The sequence below is a fragment of the Stenotrophomonas sp. S49 genome, from assembly GCF_016624905.1.
Classification (GTDB): Bacteria; Pseudomonadota; Gammaproteobacteria; order Xanthomonadales; family Xanthomonadaceae; genus Stenotrophomonas.
The window spans coordinates 91,595-110,230 of sequence record NZ_JACVUD010000002.1 but is presented as its reverse complement, the minus strand read 5'-3'; the positions used below and the strand labels follow the sequence as shown (position 1 = coordinate 110,230).

Here is an 18,636-nt window from a genome sequence, read left to right as displayed (position 1 = left end):
GGCGTGGTTGGTGGCGCCGGGCCATGCCCGGCGACGCTGCTGGCCGAGCTCATTGCGCCCGCATCAACGGGCCAGCAGTGCCCGAGCCAGTTCCAGATCGCTCTGCTGCTGCGCGCCGGCATCCTGCTCGCGCAGGTGCACCAGCGCCGCCTGCAGGCGCGCACCACGGATCTGGCCATCGGTGGCCACGAAGGCCGCCGCATCATCGCGCGCGGCCAGCACCACCTTGTGATCACCGGAGCTGCTGCCGGACGAACCGGACGAGGCGCCAGTGGCCGAACCAGCCGAGGTACCGGCGAAGCTGGAAGCGAAGCCGACCAGCGGCAGGGACAGCAGGGCAAGCATCAGCGCGGATCGGATCATGGTGGGCGGTTCGCAGGGGGAATGGGTGAAGCGTAACGGCATCGTGAAAAAGATGTGCGACTCAGACGTCGAACAGCTTGCCGGGATTCAGCCGTGCTTCCGGATCGAAGGCGCGCTTGACCGCCTTCATCAATGCGATCTCGGCCGGGCCACGGGTGCTGTCCAGGTAGCCCTTCTTGACCAGGCCAATGCCGTGCTCGGCGGAAATGCTGCCATCGAAGCGCGCCAGCACCTGCGCCAGCAGCTTGGTCACGTGCTCGCACTGCGTTACGAAATCGGCATCGCTGGTGTCATCGGGCTTGAGCACGTTGATATGCAGATTGCCATCGCCGATATGGCCGAACCAGACCACGTCGAAATGCGGGTAGGCCTGGCCGATCAGCCCCTGGGTTTCAGCCAGGAACGCCGGCATGGCCGAGATCCGCACCGATACATCGTTCTTGTACGGCTTGTAGCGGGCCAGCGCTTCGGTGATGCCCTCGCGCAGGCGCCACAGCTGGGCCGCCTGGGCATCGCTGGCACTGATCACGCCGTCGCTGACCCAGCCATTGCCCATGCAGTCTTCGAAGGCCGCCATCGCAGCGGCTTCCTGCGCCTCGTCGTTGGCCGCGAACTCGGTCACCACGTAGTACGGGTGTACTTCGTCGAACGGGGCCTGCGCCCCATGCGCCAGCACGTGCTCCAGCGCCCGGTCGGTGAAGAATTCGAAGGCCTGCAGCTGCAGGCGCGCGCGGAACGCGGCGAACACCTGCATCAGCACGTCGAAGCTGGGCACCGCCAGGAGCATCACGTTGCTGGCCGGCGGCGGGTCGGTCAGCTTCACGGTGGCTTCCACGATCACGCCCAGCGTGCCTTCCGAACCGATCAGCAGCTGGCGGAAGTCGTAGCCGCTGGAGTTCTTGATAAGCCCCTTGTTGAGCTCCAGCAGCTCGCCGCTGGCGGTCACCACCTTCAGGCCGGCAATCCATTCGCGGGTGTTGCCGTAACGGATCACGCGGATGCCGCCGGCATTGGTGGCGATGTTGCCGCCGATCGAGCACGAACCGCGCGCGGCAAAATCCACCGGGTAGATCAGGCCGTGTTCCAGCGCGGCGTTGTGCAGGGCTTCCAGCGGCATGCCGGCCTGCACCACCAGGGTACGGTCCACGGCATCGTAGGCCAGCGCCTTGTTCATGCGCTCCAGGCTGAGCACCAGCTCGCCGTTGGCCGCCACCGCGCCGCCGGACAGCCCCGTGCGGCCACCGGAGGGCACCACGGCCACGCCTTCGGCCGCGCACCAGCGCATCACCGCCTGCACCTCTTCCACCGTGGCGGGCAGCGCGATGACCAGCGGTGCCGGGGTCCAGCGCCGGGTCCAGTCGCGGCCGTAGTGTTCCAGGTCGGCGGGCTCGGTCTTCAGCTTCAGGCCGGGACAGGCCTGCTGCAGCGAGGCGATGCGGGAATCGGTCATGACGGTCCAGCGCGGTGCGTGAAGAACGGGCAAGCGTGCCAGCGGCGCGGGCGGGCGTCCAGTCCCGCCGACACGCGGCGATAGGTTCGAATGCAACCAATTCCGCACTGCACCATGGCCGCGGTGATCTGGCATAGTGAGCGGCCCCTGTCCCACTGGCCGTGCCGTCCCATGTCGCCGAAGAAGACCTCGTTCCCCAAGCAGGATATCCGTGTGCTGTTGCTGGAGGGGGTCAGCCAGACCGCCGTGGAGGTGTTCACCGCCGCCGGCTACAGCCAGATCGAGGCCCACAGCAAGGCCCTGCCCGAAGACGAACTGAAGGCGCGCATCGCCGAGGCGCACATCGTCGGCATCCGGTCGCGCAGCCAGCTCAGCGCCGAAGTGCTGTCCGAAGCCAAGCGCCTGATCGCGGTGGGCTGTTTCTGCATCGGCACCAACCAGGTGGACCTGGATGCGGCCGAGCTGGCCGGCATTCCGGTGTTCAACGCCCCCTATTCCAACACCCGCAGCGTGGCCGAACTGGTGATTGCCGAGGCGATCATGCTGACCCGTGGCATTCCGCAGAAGAACGCCGAATGCCATCGCGGCGGCTGGTCGAAGTCGGCCAGCGGCAGCCACGAGGTGCGCGGCAAGACCCTGGGCATCATCGGCTACGGCCATATCGGCACCCAGGTGGGCGTGCTGGCCGAATCGCTGGGCATGCAGGTGATCTTCCACGACGTGGAGACCAAACTGGCGCTGGGCAACGCACGCGCCGCGGCCAGCCTGGATGACCTGTTGGCGCGCGCCGACGTCATCACCCTGCACGTGCCGGAAACCGCGTCCACGCAGTGGATGATCGGCAGCACCGAGCTGGCCAAGATGCGCAAGGGCGCACACGTGATCAACGCCGCACGCGGCACCGTGGTCGACATCGATGCGCTGGATGCCGCTCTGGCCAGCGGCCACATTGGTGGCGCAGCGCTGGACGTGTTCCCGGTCGAGCCCAAGGGCAACGGCGATATCTTCGAATCGCCGCTCACCCGCCACGACAACGTGATCCTGACTCCGCACGTGGGCGGCAGCACCCTGGAAGCGCAGGACAACATCGGCGTGGAAGTGGCGGCCAAGCTGGTGCGCTACAGCGACAACGGCAGCACCCTGTCGGCGGTCAACTTCCCGGAAGTGACCCTGCCCGAACATGCCGACAGCCTGCGCCTGCTGCACATCCACCAGAATGTGCCCGGCGTGCTGTCCAAGGTGAACGAGATCTTCTCGCGCCACAACGTGAACATCAACGGCCAGTTCCTGCGTACCGACCCGAAGGTGGGTTACGTGGTGATCGACATCACCGCCAGCGAGGAACAGGCCAGCGCCGTGCGCGACGAGCTGGCGGCGATTGCGGGCACGTTGCGGACGCGCATTTTGTATTGATAGACGCGTCGCGCCATCCACGCGTGGCGTGGATCTACTGGTAGCGCCGGGCCATGCCCGGCGGAATGCATCAACGCGCCAACCACCGGCGCGCCATGCGCTGCATCGATGCGTCCGATTGCGGATCTGCCGCGACCTCGGCCACCGGCCGCCAGGCCAGCGCCAGCGATTCCTCGCTCAGCACGAAGGCCTCGCCGCCCACGGCGCGGATCACGAAACGCACGTCGTAGTGCCAATGGCCCGGTACGTCCTTGCGCTCGGGAATCCAATGCTTGTCCAGGTCGAAGATGGCTGGGTCTTCCAGCACCAGGCCGGTCAGGCCAGATTCCTCTTCCCCTTCCTTCAGCGCCACCCGGGCCAGGTCGCGGTCGCCATCGGCGTGGCCGCCCAGCTGCAGCCAGCGCTGCAGCTTGCGGTGATGGGTCAGCAGCACGCGCTGGCCATCGGCGCTGACCAGCCAGCAACTGGCGGTGAAATGCCCGGCCAGGCGCTCGCGACGGAACGGATCTTCCGGATCGTCCAGCAATGTGCCGAATTCGGCAGCCAGCTCGCCGTGGGACGGCTCCCGGCCGGCATAGTCCTGCAGCAGGCTGCGCAGCCGATCATCAAGCACGGCAAGGGATTGGACGGATTCGTTCATGAATGCGGGGCGATCTGGAAAACATCGGCCATTATCGCCGCGCATTGTTGCGATTGCGCTTGTGCGGTGGCTTCAGCTTTGGCTAAGGTACAGCGGGCCGTTCGCACGGCCTTCACCATTCCAGGCCGCCGGCAACGTATCGGCAGCCCTCCCAATCCGATCATCAGGAAAGTTCTGCATGCTGAAAGCTCTGTTGAGGGTCAAGCCGGTACAACCGGCCGGGCACGTCGATGCTGGCGAACCCATCGAAGGCAGCCTGGACGGCGAAGCCACGTTGAAACGGACCCTCACGGCTAAACACCTCATCCTGCTGGGCGTAGGTGCGGTGATCGGCGCAGGTATCTTCGTGCTCACCGGCCAGGCCGCGGCCAACCACGCTGGCCCGGCGGTGATGCTGTCGTTCGTGCTGGCCGGCTTCGCCTGTGCCCTGGCGGGCCTGTGCTACGCCGAGTTCGCCGCGATGATGCCGGTGTCCGGCAGCGCCTATTCCTATTCCTACGCCACCCTGGGCGAAGGCATGGCCTGGTTCATCGGCTGGTGCCTGGTGCTGGAATACCTGTTCGCCTCGGCCTCGGTGGCGGTGGGCTGGTCGGCCTACCTGATCAGCTTCATCACCACCACCCTGCACATGCCGTTCCCGGATCTGCTCAGCGCCGCGCCCATCGCCTGGACCGGCAGCGAATTCGTATCGTCGGGCAAGCTGTTCAACCTGCCGGCGGTGCTGATCGTGGCGGCCGTGTCGGGCCTGCTGTACGTGGGCGTGACCCAGTCCGCGTTCGTCAACGCGATCATCGTGGCGATCAAGGTCACCGTCATCTGCCTGTTCATCGGCATCGGCGCGGCCCATGTCGACCCGGCCAACTGGCAGCCGTTCATTCCGGAAAACACCGGCGTGCCGGGTGAGTTCGGCTGGAGTGGCATCTTCCGCGCGGCCACGATCGTGTTCTTCGCCTACATCGGCTTCGATGCGGTGTCCACCGCCGCCGGCGAAACCAAGGACCCGCAGCGCAACATGCCGATCGGCCTGCTCGGTTCGCTGGCCGTGTGCACCGTGGTCTACATCATCGTCTGTGCGGTGCTGACCGGCATGATGCCCTACCACCTGCTGGGCACTGACAAGCCGGTCGCTACCGCGCTGGAGCCCTACCCGACCCTGGCCTGGCTGAAGACCTTCGTCGAGATCGGCGCCATCGCCGGCCTGTCCTCGGTGGTGCTGGTGATGATGATGGGCCAGACCCGCATCGCCTACACGATCTCGCGCGACGGCCTGCTGCCGAAGTTCTTCGGCAAGGTGCATGCCCGCTTCCGCACGCCCTACTGGGCCACGATCGTGGTCGGCGTCATCGCCGCCGCGCTGGCCGGCCTGGTGCCGCTGAACGTGCTGGGCGAACTGGTATCGATGGGCACCCTGCTGGCCTTCGCCACCGTCTGCATCGGGGTGCTGGTGCTGCGCTACAGCCGCCCGGAACTGCACCGCCCGTTCCGCGTGCCGGCGGTGTGGATCATCTGCCCGCTGGGTGCGGCCACCTGCCTGTTCCTGTTCTGGCAGGCGTTCGTGGTGCATTGGCACCTGTTCGTGGGTTGGACCGTGCTGGGCATGCTGATCTACCTGGGTTACGGCATGCGCAACAGCAAGCTGGCCAAGTCGCCCTGATCCCCCTACGGGCCGGCCCTGCGCCGGCCCGTCCGTTTTCTCCCGCGCCGCCTCGAACGGCGCTTCGACAAGACCGACACACATGTTCAAGCAACTGTGGGCCACCAAGCATCCGCATGCCGCCCATGAAGACGCCAACGGGCTGAGCCTGCGCCGCCACCTGGGTCCCTGGGGCCTGACCGCGCTGGGCATCGGCGCGGTGATCGGCGGCGGCATCTTCGTCATCACCGGCCAGGCCGCGGCCAACCACGCCGGCCCGGCCATCATGCTGTCGTTCGTGCTGGCCGCGATCTGCTGCGCGTTCTGCGCGCTTGCCTATGCCGAATTCGCCGCGATGGTGCCGGTGTCCGGCAGCGCCTACACCTACACGTACGCCACCTTCGGCGAACTGTCGGCCTGGTTCATCGGCTGGATGTTGGTGCTGGAATACGGCGTGTCGGCCTCGGCGGTGGCGGTCAGCTGGACCGGCTACTTCCTCAGTTTCCTCAGCCAGTTCGACATCCATCTACCGGCGGCCCTGGTCAGCGCGCCGCTGGACGCGCAGCTGCGCCCGACCGGCGCGATCGCCAACATTCCCGCCGCCATCCTGGTGCTGCTGCTCACCTGGCTGTGCTACGTGGGCATCAGCAAGTCCTCGGCGATGAACATGGCCATGGTCATCCTCAAGACCGGCCTGATCGTGCTGGTGATCGTGGTCGGCTGGAAGTACGTGGACACCAGCAACTGGACCCCGTTCATTCCGGCCAACGAAGGCCCGGGCAAGTACGGCATGGAAGGCGTGCTGCGCGGCGCGGCCATGGTGTTCTTCGCCTACATCGGCTTCGAGGCCGTGTCGGTGGCCGCACAGGAATCGCACCGCCCGCAGCGCGACATGCCGATCGGCATGATGCTGTCGCTGGTGATCTGCACCGTGCTGTACATCGCCATGGCCGCGGTCATGACCGGCCTGGTGCCGTTCCAGCTGCTGGGCACCGACGAGCCGGTGGTGACCGCCGTGGCTGCGCATCCGCAGCTGGGCTGGCTGCGCTGGGTGGTGGAAGTGGGCGCCCTGATCGGCCTGGCTTCGGTGGTGCTGGTGATGGTGATCGGCCAGCCGCGCATCTTCATGATCATGGGCCGCGATGGCCTGCTGCCGCCGGTGTTCACCAAGATCCACCCGAAGTACCGCACCCCGCACATCAACACGGTCATCACCGGCATCGGCATTGCCCTGCTGGCGGCGCTGTTCCCGCTGGATATCCTGGGCGAGCTGACCTCAATGGGTACGCTGATCGCCTTCGCCGCGGTGTGTGCCGGCGTGCTGATCCTGCGCCGCACCCAGCCCGACCTGCCGCGCCCGTTCCGCATTCCGGCAACCTGGCTGGTCTGCAGCCTGGGCGTGATCAGCTGCCTGGCGTTGTTGTCGGCGATGACGCTGCACAACTGGATGCTGATGGGCGTGTGGACCGTCGTCGGCTTCGTGATCTATTTCGGCTACGGCTTCAAGCACAGCCGCCTGCGGGGCAAGTAAGGGGTTGTTTTGCTTGCAGGGCCTGCGGCCCTGCACCCGCGCTTGAAGCCAGAGCAACGGCAAGAGCGGGTGTGCTGGTCTGGCGGGAAGGCATGGGTACGCGGGGGACGCCGCAAGTACGTCCCTGTAGGCTTGGCAGCCGCATCCATGCGGCTGACACCCCGCGTACCCATGCCTCCCCGCCCCTGACAGTCTCCCGGCGCGTCCGGTAGACCCACACCACACGTGGATGGACTCTGTCTGGGAGATGCTTCGGTGGTCGATCCACGCCACGCGTGGATGAACTCTGTCCGGCGAACGATGCTCCTGTAGAACCGAGCCATGCTCGGCTGCGAGCAAGCGCAGCGCCGCGACCCGCTTTCCGCTCTTCCTTTTTCACTCCGTGGCCGGGCGCGCACGGAACCTGTCCGTGGCCGGGCGGGGTTGGAAGGCGCCTACGAGCGCCTAGGAAGGGTTTACGGCGTGACCCGCCAGCCCAGCCTCGCATATCTGCAGTCGAGCGAGCTCGACTCTACGCTGCCGGTCGGTGGTAGATCCACGCCATGCGTGGATGAACTCTGTCCGGCAAACGACGCCCCTGTAGAGCCGAGCCATGCTGGGCTGCGAGCAAGCGCAGCGCCGCGACCCGCTTTCCGCTCTTCCCTCTTCTCTCCGTGGCTGGCGCGCACGGAACCTGTCCGTGGCCGGGCGGGGTGGGCTGGCGGGACCGCAGGCGCCATGGATGGCGCCTACGAGCCTCCATGGATGGATTCACGGCGTGTTCCGCGGCCCCACCCCCACCGGCCCAGCCAGCGCTCCTAAAAAAATGCCCCACCACGGAGGGGCTCCGCCGTTCGCCGCTTCCCGCCGAAGGCGCGCTTCTCGCGCTGCAGCATGATTCCGCGCAGACCTGCGCCATCATGGTCACCCCGCCCGCCACGCCAGGACCATCCCATGCAGCAGTACCTGCTCCTGATCTACATCGAGCCCGCCCTGCTGCAGGCCCTGCCCAGCGAAGAATTCAACGCGCTGATGCGCGACTGCCTGGCCCACGCCGACCAACTGCAGGCCGAAGGCACCCTGCTGGCCGCACAGAAACTGCAGCCGGTGGACACCGCACAGACCCTGCGCGTGCGCGACGGCCACAGCCGCGTTCTCGATGGCCCCTTCGCTGAAACCCGCGAACTGCTGGCCGGCTTCAACCTGATCGTCGCGCGCAACCGCGACGAGGCGATGGCCATCGCCCGCGACTTCCCCTGGGCACGCTTCGGCAGCATCGAAGTGCGGCCGCTGGAAGACATGGACGCCGAACGCGAACGCTGCGGCGCGCCCGCCGCTACGGCAGCAGCCGCACCCTGATCTCGCGCCGGCCAACGCCTTCGTTGCCGCTGTAGTCACGCGCACTGGCACGCACGATGTACTCGCCCGGCGGCAGCGCCGCCGGCTGCCAGCGCCCGGTTTCCATCAAGCCATCGCGCACGGTGTTGGTCACCAGGTAACGGAAGCGGGTAACCGCGCTGCCGTGCACGGTAATGCCGCTGTCCGGCGCATAGGCCACCTTCGCCGCCAGGTTCTGCGGCGGCATGCGGTTGAACACGATGTTCCAGCGCGGCTGCTCGTAGCCCTGCAACGCCTGGCCGTTGCCATCCAGGATCTGGTAACCCACCTGGTACGGCCCCAGCCGGCGGCGCGGCAGGTTGTTGTCCACCTGGTCCCACGCCTCCACCACGATCTGCACGCCACGCCCCTGCCGCGCCACCATCACCACGCCATCGCTGCCCGGTGCCATGGGTTGGTCGTTGTCGTCCAGCAACGCCACGTCGGTGATACGCGGGGCGAAGTGGTCGGCGTAGTTGTGGAAGCCCAGTGCCACTGCGTTGGTCTCGAAACCACCGGTGCCCAGCGCCAGATGTACGTGCGCCTGGCTGTTGATGCTACCCAGCCGATCCCCCACGTGGATGCGCGTACCACGACGCACGCGGATGCGCTCAAGCGTTCCATCGTCGGCGTACAGCGGCTGCCAGCGTGCATCGAAGGGTTCACCGCGCGGCGTGCGGCCCACGCGCATGTGGATGTACTTCAAGCGATCCACCGCCAGGCCTTCGCCCTGCCCGCCCAAGCTCCAGGCGGCGATCGGGCTGCTGATCTTGCCCTCGGCAATGGCCAGCACGGTCTGCCCCACATCGCCGCGCACATCGAAACCGCCGTGCAGGTGGTGGCGGCTCTCACCCTTGAAGTTGCCACGTACCTCGCCCAGCGTGCCCACCACTTCGTGCCAGCCGTCCTGCGGTGCCAGCGGCCAGCGTCCGCCCGTATCGGGCAACACGGCATCGGCGGCCGGACCCACCAGGGCCGGGGCAGGAAGCTCGCCTACTGGCAGCGGGCGCAGGCGATGCAGGCGGTAGGCAGTCGAATCAGCCACCAGCACGCTGCCATCGGCATCCACGGCCAGACCGCTGGGGCGCGCCAGGCGGGGCAAGCGGTCGTTGCCCAGCAGCGCAATCTGGTGGCCCTGCGGGGTGATCTGCAGCACGCGCCCATCCAGGTCACCCACGTACAGCACCCCATCGTGGGTCGTGGCCAACGACAGCGGGGCGTTCATCACCCCACCGCTGCTCACCAGCGTACTGACCGTGCCGTCGGCACCCACGCGGCGCACTGCGTTGTTGAACAGATCGGCCACCAGCAGCGCGCCATGCGCGTCGAAGACCAGGGCCACCGGGGTATCGAACCGCGCCTCGCCGCCGATCGCATCGGTGAACCCCGGGCGGTCGCCACCGGCCAGGGTCCGCACCTGGCCATCGGTGCCGATCACGCGGATGCGGTCGTTCCAGGTATCGGCCACGAACACCTGGCCCTGCGCATCCACGGCGATGCCCATCGGCCCATCGAAGCGTGCCTGTGCGGCAGGTCCATCGGCATACCCCTGCTCGCCGCCGGCCAGCGTGGTCACCTGGCCGTCGGCAGAAATTCGCCGGATCGCGTGGTTGCCGGTGTCGGCCACGTACAGGTTGCCCTGCGCATCGGCGGCAATGCCCGAAGGCGTGTGGAAGCTGGCCTGCAGCGCCGGGCCGTCCACGCGCCCCTCGCCCTGCCCGGCCACGGTCTGCACGCGGCCGTCGGGCCACCAGCGGCGGATGCGGTTGTTGTCGCCGGCGTCGGTGAAGTACACCGCGCCCTGCGCCGTGCGCACCACTGCGTAGGGATCAGCGAAGCGTGCCTGCGCGGCCGCGCCATCACGATTGCCGGGATGGCCATCGCCGGCCAGCGTTTCGATCTGCGCCGTCCAGGCCAGGGGCGTGGGTTGCGGCCCTGCAGGGGCGGATACCTCGGCGGCCCGATCAGGCCACCAGGTGGCGGCCAACGCCGCTGCGGTCACTACTACCACGCCCACCACCCACCACTGCCGCTGTGCCATCGCTACGCATCATCCCTGCCGATTTCAGCCCACGACGATAGTCGCTGCACTGTCGTTGTGCCACCACCTGCAGCGCCGGCTACCCGGCCCTTGCTTGCCGCCAGCCGCGCGGCGGGTTTCAATCAGCGCTCACGCCAAGGATGGAACCGCCATGTCCCCTGCCCGCCTGCTGCCACTTGCGCTGTCCGCCGTCCTGCTGGCTGCGCCTCTTGCTGCGGGGGCTGCCGACAGCACCGCCGCCGCCACGTTCCAGCAGCGCTGGGAGAACGCGCAGACCACCGCCACCAGCGGCAACACGCTGGGCGCGATGGTCGAATTCGAAAAGCTGATCGACGATCCGCAGTTGGCCACGCTCGCACCCGAAGCGCGTGCCGAGGGCGCGCGGGTTGGTGGCATGACCGCTTACCTGCAGCATGACAACCCTCTGGCCCGCCGCTACCTGCAGATGGCGCTGGCGGTCGACCCGGGCGACGTAGAGGCCTTGATGCCGCTGGTGTGGGTCGATCTGAGCGAAGACCAGAACGAGCTGGCCGTCACCCATCTGCTGCAGGCCACGGCGCATGCGCGCGAGCCGCTCGAATTTGATACCCAGATGGTCAGCTTCCTGCAGTACACGCTGCGCGACCAGCCTGCGCGCCGGCGCGAGGTGCTCAAGGCCCTGTTCGACAACGGCTGGAAGAGTGATGGGCTGGAGCCAGGCGCCTTCTGGGTGCTCCTGGCCAGCCTGCAGATCGACACCGATTCGGGCCGGGATGTAGCGGCCACGCTTGAGCGCGTACGTACACCGCTGGAACTGATCACCCTGCGCAGCGACAAACGCTTCGACCGCTACGTGGATCGCAATGACCCACGCTATGACCCGGAGCGCGCCGCGCGCCAGTATCTGGATGAACTGCGTGTCTCCAGCCTGCTCGATCGCAGCCTGGACGCCGCGCTGGTCGATTTCAGTTCCACCCAGTTGATGCTGGGCGAGAATGAGCAGGTCGTGCAGTTCAGCGACGGCATCGCCGGGTTCGTGGCCGAAGGCAACCTGCCCAATGGCCCCGAGGCGCAATGGCTGGCCTGGCTGCTGAGCAACCGGATGATCGCGCTGCGCCGGCTGGATCGCCTGGACGATTCCGTGGCCACGGCTCGGCTGGCCGAGAAGGTGGGTTCACGCGGGCCGGACCATGTTGACCACGTGATCAACCTGGCCTTCATGCTGGCTGCCACCGACCAGCTGGACGAGGCCGTGTCGGTGCTGGCGCGGCTGGACGACCTGAGCCCCTATGGCGAATCGGCGCAGGCGCTGGTGGGCTTCCTGGCCGCACGCAGGCGTGGCGACACCGCCGCTGAAGCCAGCGCTCGGGCCACCCTGGTACGCAACCGCGACACGGCACGCACCTTCCACCGGGAAATGCTGCTGGAAGAAGGCGATCTGGACGGTGCAGCTGCTGCGCTGATCGGCCAGTTGCAGTCGCCCGATGACCGTACCGAGGCGCTGCTGGACCTGCAGGACATGCGCGTCTACCCGTCGCTGCCCACCGAAGTGGAGATCGATGCACGCTGGCGGCAGCTGAAGCAGCGCGCCGATGTGCGTGCGGCCATCGCCAAGGTAGGGCGGATCGAGCGCTACGCGCTGTATGGAAACGCGTCTTCGCGCTGAATGCCGCTGCGGCCGGAACCACCCTACTTCGCCGGCACTTCGCTACGGATGCCCATGGCCTGCCGGTAGCGCGCGTACAGCGCCATCACTTTTTCCACGTAGGCCAGGGTTTCCGCGTACGGCGGCACGCCGTTGTAGCGCGCCACCGCACCGATGCCGGCGTTGTAGGCTGCCGCTGCCAACGGGCGGTCGCCGTTGTAGCGGCGCAGCAGGCTGCGCATGTAGCGCGCGCCCCCGTCGATCGATTGCTGCGCCGAAAAGGGATCGCGCACGCCGTACTCCACCGCGGTTTCAGGCATCAGCTGCATCACGCCCTGCGCGCCCTTGCGCGAGACGGCAAGCGCATCGAAGTTGCTTTCGGCATGGGCGATCGCACGCAGCCAGGCATCGTCCACGCCGGTAGCCTTGGCTGCTGCCTTGAACTGCGTTGCATGTGGCGCCAGCTGCGGCGCGCCAACCTTGCCCAGGCCTTCATGTGCCGGCTCGCCCGGCGGCGTGGCCACGGTGAACTTCAGGTACACCCGCGAACCGGGCAGGTTGCGGGTGGAATAGACCAGGGTGCCGTCCTGCTCGCGCTCGTACAGCACGCCGCTGAACACCCCCATGTTGCCCCACAGGTTGGGCGCCTGCACCGCGTTGTCGTCAATCTGTTTTGCCGTACAGCGCGAGCCCGGCTCGGGCGCGGTGGCCAGGCTGACCGTGTTGCCCTGCACGCAGCGGTAGACCGTACGGGCGCTGGCCAGGCCCGGCAGCAGCAACAGCACAACGAGGGCGAGGCGAAGGGTCATGGCGGCCGGATGATCCGGCCGCGCCCGCTAAATCCGGGTGAATGGGTAGAGTCGACCGTTGGTCGACTGCACTCCGATCAGATCGAGAAACGCCTGCGGCGCAGCCAATACCCCACGCCCAGCAGCACGAACCACGCCGGGCTGGCCAGCAGCGCCTGGCGGGTGTCGGCCTGCAGGCTCAACAGCACCAGCACGGCCGCGAAGAAGACCAGACAGGCCCAGCACATGGCCACGCCGCCGGGCATCTTGAAGATCGATGCCGCATGCCGTTCCGGGTAGCGGCGGCGGTAGACCATGTAGGCCACCAGGATCAGCGACCAGACGAAGATGAACAGCACGGTGGCCAGCGTGGTCACCAGGGTAAAGGCGGTCACCAGGTTGGGAATCAGGTAGATCAGCAGCGTGCCGCCCAGCAGGCACAGGCACGAGAACAGCAGCCCACGTGCCGGCACCGCTGCGCGCGACAGCTTGGAAAGCCCACGAGGCGCGTGCCCTTCTTCGGCCAGGCCGTACAGCATGCGGCTGGTGGAGAAGATGCCGCTGTTGGCCGACGAGGTGGCCGAGGTCAGCACCACGAAGTTGATCAGGCTGGCGGCGGCGGGGATGCCGGCCAGCACGAACAGCTGCACGAACGGGCTCTTGTCCGGCACCACCTGGCGCCACGGCGTCACCGCCATGATCGCCACCAGCGCCAGCACGTAGAAGATGATGATGCGCACCGGAATGGAATTGATCGCCTTGGGCAGGTTGCGCTCGGGGTTGGCGGTTTCCGCGGCGGTGGTGCCCACCAGTTCGATGCCGACGAAGGCGAACACCGCAATCTGGAAGCCGGCGAAGAAGCCGACCAGCCCCATCGGGAACATGCCGCCGTCATTCCACAGGTTCGACAGCGAGGCGGTGTGGCCGCTGGGCGAGGTGAAGCCCCAGGCCACCAGGCCGGCCCCGGTGATGATCAGCGCGCAGATGGCCACGATCTTGATCAGCGCGAACCAGAATTCCATTTCGCCGAACAACTTCACCGTCACCAGGTTCAGCCCCAGCAACAGCAGCACGCACAGCAGCGCCGGTATCCAGGCGGCCAGTTCAGGGAACCAGAACTGCGCATAGGCGGCGATCGCGATCACATCGGCAATGGCGGTCACGATCCAGCAGAACCAGTACGTCCAGCCGCAGAAGAAGCCGGCCCAGGGACCCAGCAGGTCGGTGGAAAAATCGATGAAGGACTTGTAGTTCAGATTGGACAGCAGCAGCTCGCCCATCGCCCGCATCACGAAGAACAGCATCGCGCCGATGATCAGGTAGACGAAAATGATGGACGGGCCCGCCAGGCTGATGGTCTTGCCCGAGCCCATGAACAGGCCGGTGCCGATGGCACCGCCGATGGCGATCAGTTGCAGGTGGCGGTTGGACAGGCTGCGGCGCAGGTGCTCCGGGGGTGCGGCGGGTTCAGTCATGGACGGGCGCTGGAAGGGGCGGGTGAAGCCCCTGACGGTAGACCTGCGCGGCCCGGAGCGCCAGTCTCAGCCGGATCGCTGCCGTCATCGGTTGTCGCAATTGCCACAATGTGACGGATTATCGGTCCTGCCCCATTCCGCACAGGCGGCCAACATGCTCAGATAGGGCATCCGCCCAAGGATCGGCCGCCATGCCCGCAGCCCTGCCCGCCCGCCCGGAGTTCCGGCCATGAACCGCCTGCGGGTCATCATCCTCGGCGTCTTTGCCGCCCTGCTGGCCGCCATCGTGCCCATTGCCGCCATGGTCTATGCCACCTGGCACAGCGCTGTGGACGTGGAGCAGCAGCGCCTGCATGGCATTGCCGAACGCACCCTGCGGCGGGCCGACCTGTCCTACCAGGAAGCACTGGCAGCACTCAGATCCGCCGAAGCCAGCGCGATGGCCCCGTGCAGCAGCGAGCACATCCGGCGCATGCAGACCCTGGTGACGACCACCCCGTCCATCGACCAGATGGGCTATTTCGAAGGCGGCCGGCTGCGTTGCACCTCGTGGGGCGCCTTCGAAGGCAACGTGGCACAGCCTGCTGCCGACCATGTCACCAGTGATGGCGCCGGCATCGCCGTGGATATCCGCCCGGCCGCCACCGGCGGGCGCAAGGTGCTGGCCGTACTGTACGGTTCCTACGATGTACTGGTGGACCCACGCCACTTCGTCGGCATCATCGCCGACCCCGATGTGCGCCTGGCCCTGGCCAGCCCGGATGGGCGCCTGCTGACCCGCCAGAGCGGCATCAATCAGGCCCTGCTGCTGAAGCTGCTGCGCGACCCGGGCGAAGGCCTGGACGACGAAACGCTGTATGCCAGCGCGCGCAGTGAACAATGGCTGGCCATCGCCACCGCCCCGCGCACCGCCCTGGCGGCCACCTTCCGCCAGCAGGCCTGGCTGTTCGTGCCGGTGGGCCTGCTGCTGGCCGCCCTGGGCGTGGGCCTGGTGGTGTGGCTGTCGCAGCGGCGCCTGTCCATGCGCGGTGAACTGGCCACCGCCATCCGCCGCCGCGAACTGTACCTGCACTACCAGCCCATCATCGAACTGGATACCGGCATCTGCGTGGGCGCTGAGGCACTGGTGCGCTGGCAGCACCCCGACGGCACCCAGGTACGCCCAGACATCTTCATTCCGCTGGCCGAGGAACACGGCCTGATCCAGGCACTGACCGATGTGGTGATCGAAAACGTGGTGAAGGACATGCGCGAGCTGCTGGTGTCCGACCGCAGCGCACACATCGCCATCAACCTCGCACCGGATGACATCAGCAGTGGCCGAGCACTGAAAGTGGTGTCCGCACGCATGGCCGGCAGCGGCATCCTGCCGCAGCAGATCTGGCTGGAAGCCACCGAACGCGGCTTCCTGGATATCGACCGTGCCCGCACCATGATGGCCGCCGCACGCCGGGCCGGCCACAGCATCGCCATCGATGATTTCGGCGTGGGCTATTCCAGCCTGCAGTACCTGGAGCAGCTGCCACTGGATGCGCTGAAGATCGACAAGTCCTTCATCGACGCGATCGGCACCGAAAGCGCCACCACGCCGGTCACCCCGCACATCATCGAAATGGCCCGCGAACTGGGCCTGTGGGTGGTGGCCGAAGGCGTGGAAACCGAGGCACAGCTGGCCTACCTGCACAGCCAGCACGTGCAGTTCGGACAGGGCTGGCTGTTCTCGCGGCCGTTGCCACGCGATGAATTCGTGGCCTTCCACCACCGGCGCCAGCAGCAGTACGGTGCCGCGCGTGAGCACATGCAGAATCCGCGCAGCGTGCCGATCGAGCGCGAATTCTCCGATACCTGACCGTCAGCCCCAGGCCCGCGGCCGGGCCAACAGCCAGGCCCCGCACACCATCAGCAGGCCCAGCGGCAGCCACGCCAGCTGCTGCGCACCGCCCGCCTGCAGCAGCAACCCGCCGGCCACGCCACCGGCGGCAATGGCCAGGTTCCAGCCGGTCACCAGCATCGACTGGGCAAGATCGGCGGCGGCACCGGCGCGGCGCGCCAGCGCGGTCTGGAACAGCGCCGGCACCGCGCCGAACGCCAGCCCCCACAGCGCCGTTGCCAGCAGCAGTACCTGCGGGCTGCCCGGCCACAGCAGCAGGCCCAGCGCGGCCGCGGCAAAGCCCAGCACCGCCGCCCAGACCAGGGCGCGCAGATGCTGGTCCACGCCCCACGCGGCCACCGCAATGCCGGCAATGGCCGATACACCGAAAACCAGCAGCAGGCGGTCCAGCCAGGCGCCGGCGTGGGCCAGCAGGGCCAGCGGCTCGATGTAGGTGTACAGCACGTTGTGCGCCAGCACGTACAGCGCCATCACCAGCAGGGTGCTGCGCACGCCGGGCAGGCGCCATACCGAAGCCAACGGCGTGCGTTTGCCGCTGCCTGCGGCCGGCAGGTCCGGCAACGCCCAGCGCGCGTAGCCCAGCAGGGCCACGGCCAGCACGCTCATCAGCGCGAACACCCAGCGCCAGCCGATCTGCTGCCCCAGCAGCGTGCCCGCCGGCACGCCCAGCGACAGCGCCAGCGGCGACCCCACCATGGCCACGGCAATCGCCCGGCCCTGCAGCGACGGCACCACCATGCGCGCGGCATAGCCGGCCACCAGCGACCACAGCAGGCCTGCGCACACACCGGCCAGGAAGCGCGCGACCAGGATCAGCGGATAGCTGCTGCTAAGTGCAGTCAGTGTGTTCACCAGCACGAAGCCGGCAATGGCCGCCAGCAGCAGCGGGCGGCGCGGCAACCGCTGGGTCAGCGCGGTCATCGGCAGCGCCGCCAGCAGCGACCCCAGCGCGTACACGCTCACCAACTGGCCGGCCGCCGCATCGCTTACGCCCAGGCTGGTTCCAATCGGGCGCAGCACACCGGCCGGCAGGGTTTCGGTCAACAGAGTGATGAAACCGCCGCCGGCCAGGGCCAGCAGGGCCGGCCACGGCAGCCGCGATGCCTCGCCTGCGGGCAAGGCGTCTGCTGCTGCATGGCCGCTCATCGCGCACCGTCCAGGTCGGCGTAGATTGCATCGCGCAGCGCATCCACGAACGGCCCGTGCATGCCGGCATACAACGTGTTGGTCAGCGCCACCACGCTCAGGCCCCGCTGTGGATCGACAAACCAACTGTGGCCGTAGGCACCGCCCCAGCGCCAGGTGCCCATGGCCTGCGGCGTGGCGGCGGCAGCGGGGTCAAACAGCACCGCCGCGCCCAGACCGAAGCCCCACCCCGCCGGCTCGGGAGGCCCGGCACGGCCGACCTGCAGGCTGACCATCTGCGCCGCCAGCTCCTGCGCCAGCAGTTGCGAATGATCGACATCGCGCAGCGCTTCCAGCACCGCCATCAGATCGTCGGCGCTGCCCACCAGGCCCGCCCCGGCCGAGGGGAAGCGCGTGGCATCGGTGGCACGCGCCGGGCTGTAGGCAATGCCCACGGTGTCCGCGTAGACCGGCACTGTCTCGCCTTCGCCCAGCCGGTGCGGCTGCGGCAGATCGTCCACATAGGGCACGGCCAGGCGTTGGCCTTCGGCGGTGGAAAAACCGGTATCACGCAGCCCCAATGGCCGCGACACATGCTGCTCGAACAGGGCCTGCAGGGGCTGCCCGGTGGCAGCCTCGGCCACGGCACCGGCCACGTCCACGCCCAGCGAGTACAGCCATTGCGTACCGGGGGCGAACTGCAGCGGCACCTGGCCGATGCGCCGCACGTTCTCGGCCAGGGTGATCGGGCTGGCGTCCATGCCATCGCTTACCCCTGCCCGCGCATAAGGCCCCTGCGCGTCGGCTTCCAGGAAGCGGTAGCCCAGTCCGCTGCTGTGGCTCAGCAGCTGGCGCAGGCTGATCTCCGGCGTTTCACCGCTGGCCAATGCCGGGCGGAACTGCGGCAGCCAGCGCTGCACCGGCGCATCCAGATCCAGCACGCCCTGCTGCACCAGGCGCAGCACCACCACGGTCAGCAGCAGTTTGCTGACCGACGCCAAGCGGAACACCTGGTCGCGCTGCATGGGCAGCGCCTGTTCCCGGTCGGCCAACCCGCTGGCGCTGGCGTGGCGCCACGCACCGTGCTGGCGCACCAGCACCACCGCCCCCACGATCTGGCCGGGGTGGGCCTGCTGCAGCACGCGCTGCACGGAAGGAAGCACCGGGTCCGGCGCCAGCGTGGGTCGTGCATTCATCACGGCAATCCTTGGGTGGGAGGGCCGCCACGTTAGAGCCCGCCACCCGCGGGAAAAACCCACGTCACGCTCCCTACATCGTGGACTGCCCGGTCCGCAATCGGCACCAT

At 67.8% G+C, this 18,636-nt stretch carries 14 protein-coding genes; 6 read left to right on the top strand and 8 right to left on the bottom strand.

Translation table 11 applies throughout. The features are described from left to right. Window positions 1-63: 63 nt before the first annotated feature. A complete protein-coding gene (locus IAE58_RS01050) occupies window positions 64-363 on the bottom strand; it encodes a DUF2388 domain-containing protein (RefSeq protein WP_199934526.1) in 300 nt (99 codons plus the stop codon). 61 nt (window positions 364-424) lie between these two features. Beyond that, window positions 425-1,813 carry an FAD-binding oxidoreductase gene (locus IAE58_RS01045; protein WP_164275494.1) on the bottom strand — a complete coding sequence of 463 codons (1,389 nt, stop codon included), beginning with the start codon at window positions 1,811-1,813 and terminating at the stop codon, window positions 425-427. A 171-nt stretch (window positions 1,814-1,984) separates the two neighbouring features. Between IAE58_RS01045 and serA the strand changes: the two genes are divergently transcribed. After that, window positions 1,985-3,226 carry a phosphoglycerate dehydrogenase gene (gene serA / locus IAE58_RS01040; RefSeq protein WP_199934527.1) on the top strand — a complete coding sequence of 414 codons (1,242 nt, stop codon included), beginning with the start codon at window positions 1,985-1,987 and terminating at the stop codon, window positions 3,224-3,226. 70 nt (window positions 3,227-3,296) lie between these two features. Here the strand turns inward: serA and IAE58_RS01035 are convergent, their stop codons facing one another. Further along, window positions 3,297-3,866 carry an NUDIX hydrolase gene (locus tag IAE58_RS01035; RefSeq protein ID WP_233615039.1) on the bottom strand — a complete coding sequence of 190 codons (570 nt, stop codon included), beginning with the start codon at window positions 3,864-3,866 and terminating at the stop codon, window positions 3,297-3,299. A gap of 178 nt (window positions 3,867-4,044) precedes the next feature. On the opposite strand from IAE58_RS01035, the gene IAE58_RS01030 reads away from it, so the two are divergent. The 3 genes from IAE58_RS01030 (at window position 4,045) to IAE58_RS01020 (ending at window position 8,368) form a co-directional block, all read left to right on the top strand. Then, window positions 4,045-5,520, top strand: coding sequence for an amino acid permease (locus IAE58_RS01030; RefSeq protein ID WP_108749481.1), 1,476 nt, complete (start codon window positions 4,045-4,047; stop codon window positions 5,518-5,520). A gap of 82 nt (window positions 5,521-5,602) precedes the next feature. Further along, window positions 5,603-7,030: an amino acid permease gene (locus IAE58_RS01025; protein WP_199934529.1), complete on the top strand. Its 1,428-nt coding sequence runs from the start codon at window positions 5,603-5,605 to the stop codon at window positions 7,028-7,030. A gap of 933 nt (window positions 7,031-7,963) precedes the next feature. Next, entirely contained in the window at window positions 7,964-8,368 is a 405-nt protein-coding gene (locus tag IAE58_RS01020) for a YciI family protein (protein WP_108755287.1), read from the top strand. Here the strand turns inward: IAE58_RS01020 and IAE58_RS01015 are convergent. Continuing rightward, complete coding sequence (locus IAE58_RS01015; RefSeq protein ID WP_199934214.1) at window positions 8,346-10,427, bottom strand: gluconolaconase; 2,082 nt, start codon at window positions 10,425-10,427, stop codon at window positions 8,346-8,348. The two genes, IAE58_RS01020 and IAE58_RS01015, sit on opposite strands and share 23 nt — an antisense overlap. Before the next feature lie 151 nt (window positions 10,428-10,578). Between IAE58_RS01015 and IAE58_RS01010 the strand changes: the two genes are divergently transcribed. Beyond that, window positions 10,579-12,072: a hypothetical protein gene (locus tag IAE58_RS01010; protein ID WP_199934215.1), complete on the top strand. Its 1,494-nt coding sequence runs from the start codon at window positions 10,579-10,581 to the stop codon at window positions 12,070-12,072. A gap of 23 nt (window positions 12,073-12,095) precedes the next feature. Here IAE58_RS01010 and IAE58_RS01005 read toward each other — a convergent pair whose 3' ends face one another. Further along, window positions 12,096-12,860, bottom strand: a complete 765-nt coding sequence (locus IAE58_RS01005; protein ID WP_199934216.1) for a lytic transglycosylase domain-containing protein — start codon at window positions 12,858-12,860, stop codon at window positions 12,096-12,098. A gap of 77 nt (window positions 12,861-12,937) precedes the next feature. Next, entirely contained in the window at window positions 12,938-14,314 is a 1,377-nt protein-coding gene (gene cycA, locus IAE58_RS01000) for a D-serine/D-alanine/glycine transporter (RefSeq protein WP_199934217.1), read from the bottom strand. A 229-nt stretch (window positions 14,315-14,543) separates the two neighbouring features. Between cycA and IAE58_RS00995 the strand changes: the two genes are divergently transcribed. Next, the gene (locus tag IAE58_RS00995) at window positions 14,544-16,163 is read left to right on the top strand and encodes an EAL domain-containing protein (RefSeq protein ID WP_199934218.1); all 1,620 of its coding nucleotides are present in this window, start codon (window positions 14,544-14,546) and stop codon (window positions 16,161-16,163) included. A gap of 3 nt (window positions 16,164-16,166) precedes the next feature. Here the strand turns inward: IAE58_RS00995 and IAE58_RS00990 are convergent, their stop codons facing one another. Next, window positions 16,167-17,351 carry an MFS transporter gene (locus IAE58_RS00990; protein ID WP_199934219.1) on the bottom strand — a complete coding sequence of 395 codons (1,185 nt, stop codon included), beginning with the start codon at window positions 17,349-17,351 and terminating at the stop codon, window positions 16,167-16,169. Next, window positions 17,348-18,526, bottom strand: coding sequence for a serine hydrolase domain-containing protein (locus tag IAE58_RS00985; RefSeq protein ID WP_199934220.1), 1,179 nt, complete (start codon window positions 18,524-18,526; stop codon window positions 17,348-17,350). The genes IAE58_RS00990 and IAE58_RS00985 overlap by 4 nt, the downstream gene beginning before the upstream one ends. Window positions 18,527-18,636: the final 110 nt, after the last annotated feature.

What these genes read in the sequence shown, in the direction of transcription:
- IAE58_RS00995 (WP_199934218.1), top strand. Translation starts at nt 14,544, where the DNA reads ATGAACCGCCTGCGGGTCATCATCCTCGGCGTCTTTGCCGCCCTGCTG.
- IAE58_RS01050 (WP_199934526.1), bottom strand. Translation starts at nt 363, where the DNA reads ATGATCCGATCCGCGCTGATGCTTGCCCTGCTGTCCCTGCCGCTGGTC.
- IAE58_RS01030 (WP_108749481.1), top strand. Translation starts at nt 4,045, where the DNA reads ATGCTGAAAGCTCTGTTGAGGGTCAAGCCGGTACAACCGGCCGGGCAC.
- IAE58_RS01020 (WP_108755287.1), top strand. Translation starts at nt 7,964, where the DNA reads ATGCAGCAGTACCTGCTCCTGATCTACATCGAGCCCGCCCTGCTGCAG.
- IAE58_RS01025 (WP_199934529.1), top strand. Translation starts at nt 5,603, where the DNA reads ATGTTCAAGCAACTGTGGGCCACCAAGCATCCGCATGCCGCCCATGAA.
- IAE58_RS01035 (WP_233615039.1), bottom strand. Translation starts at nt 3,866, where the DNA reads ATGAACGAATCCGTCCAATCCCTTGCCGTGCTTGATGATCGGCTGCGC.
- serA (WP_199934527.1), top strand. Translation starts at nt 1,985, where the DNA reads ATGTCGCCGAAGAAGACCTCGTTCCCCAAGCAGGATATCCGTGTGCTG.
- IAE58_RS01015 (WP_199934214.1), bottom strand. Translation starts at nt 10,427, where the DNA reads ATGGCACAGCGGCAGTGGTGGGTGGTGGGCGTGGTAGTAGTGACCGCA.
- IAE58_RS00990 (WP_199934219.1), bottom strand. Translation starts at nt 17,351, where the DNA reads ATGAGCGGCCATGCAGCAGCAGACGCCTTGCCCGCAGGCGAGGCATCG.
- IAE58_RS00985 (WP_199934220.1), bottom strand. Translation starts at nt 18,526, where the DNA reads ATGAATGCACGACCCACGCTGGCGCCGGACCCGGTGCTTCCTTCCGTG.
- IAE58_RS01005 (WP_199934216.1), bottom strand. Translation starts at nt 12,860, where the DNA reads ATGACCCTTCGCCTCGCCCTCGTTGTGCTGTTGCTGCTGCCGGGCCTG.
- cycA (WP_199934217.1), bottom strand. Translation starts at nt 14,314, where the DNA reads ATGACTGAACCCGCCGCACCCCCGGAGCACCTGCGCCGCAGCCTGTCC.
- IAE58_RS01045 (WP_164275494.1), bottom strand. Translation starts at nt 1,813, where the DNA reads ATGACCGATTCCCGCATCGCCTCGCTGCAGCAGGCCTGTCCCGGCCTG.
- IAE58_RS01010 (WP_199934215.1), top strand. Translation starts at nt 10,579, where the DNA reads ATGTCCCCTGCCCGCCTGCTGCCACTTGCGCTGTCCGCCGTCCTGCTG.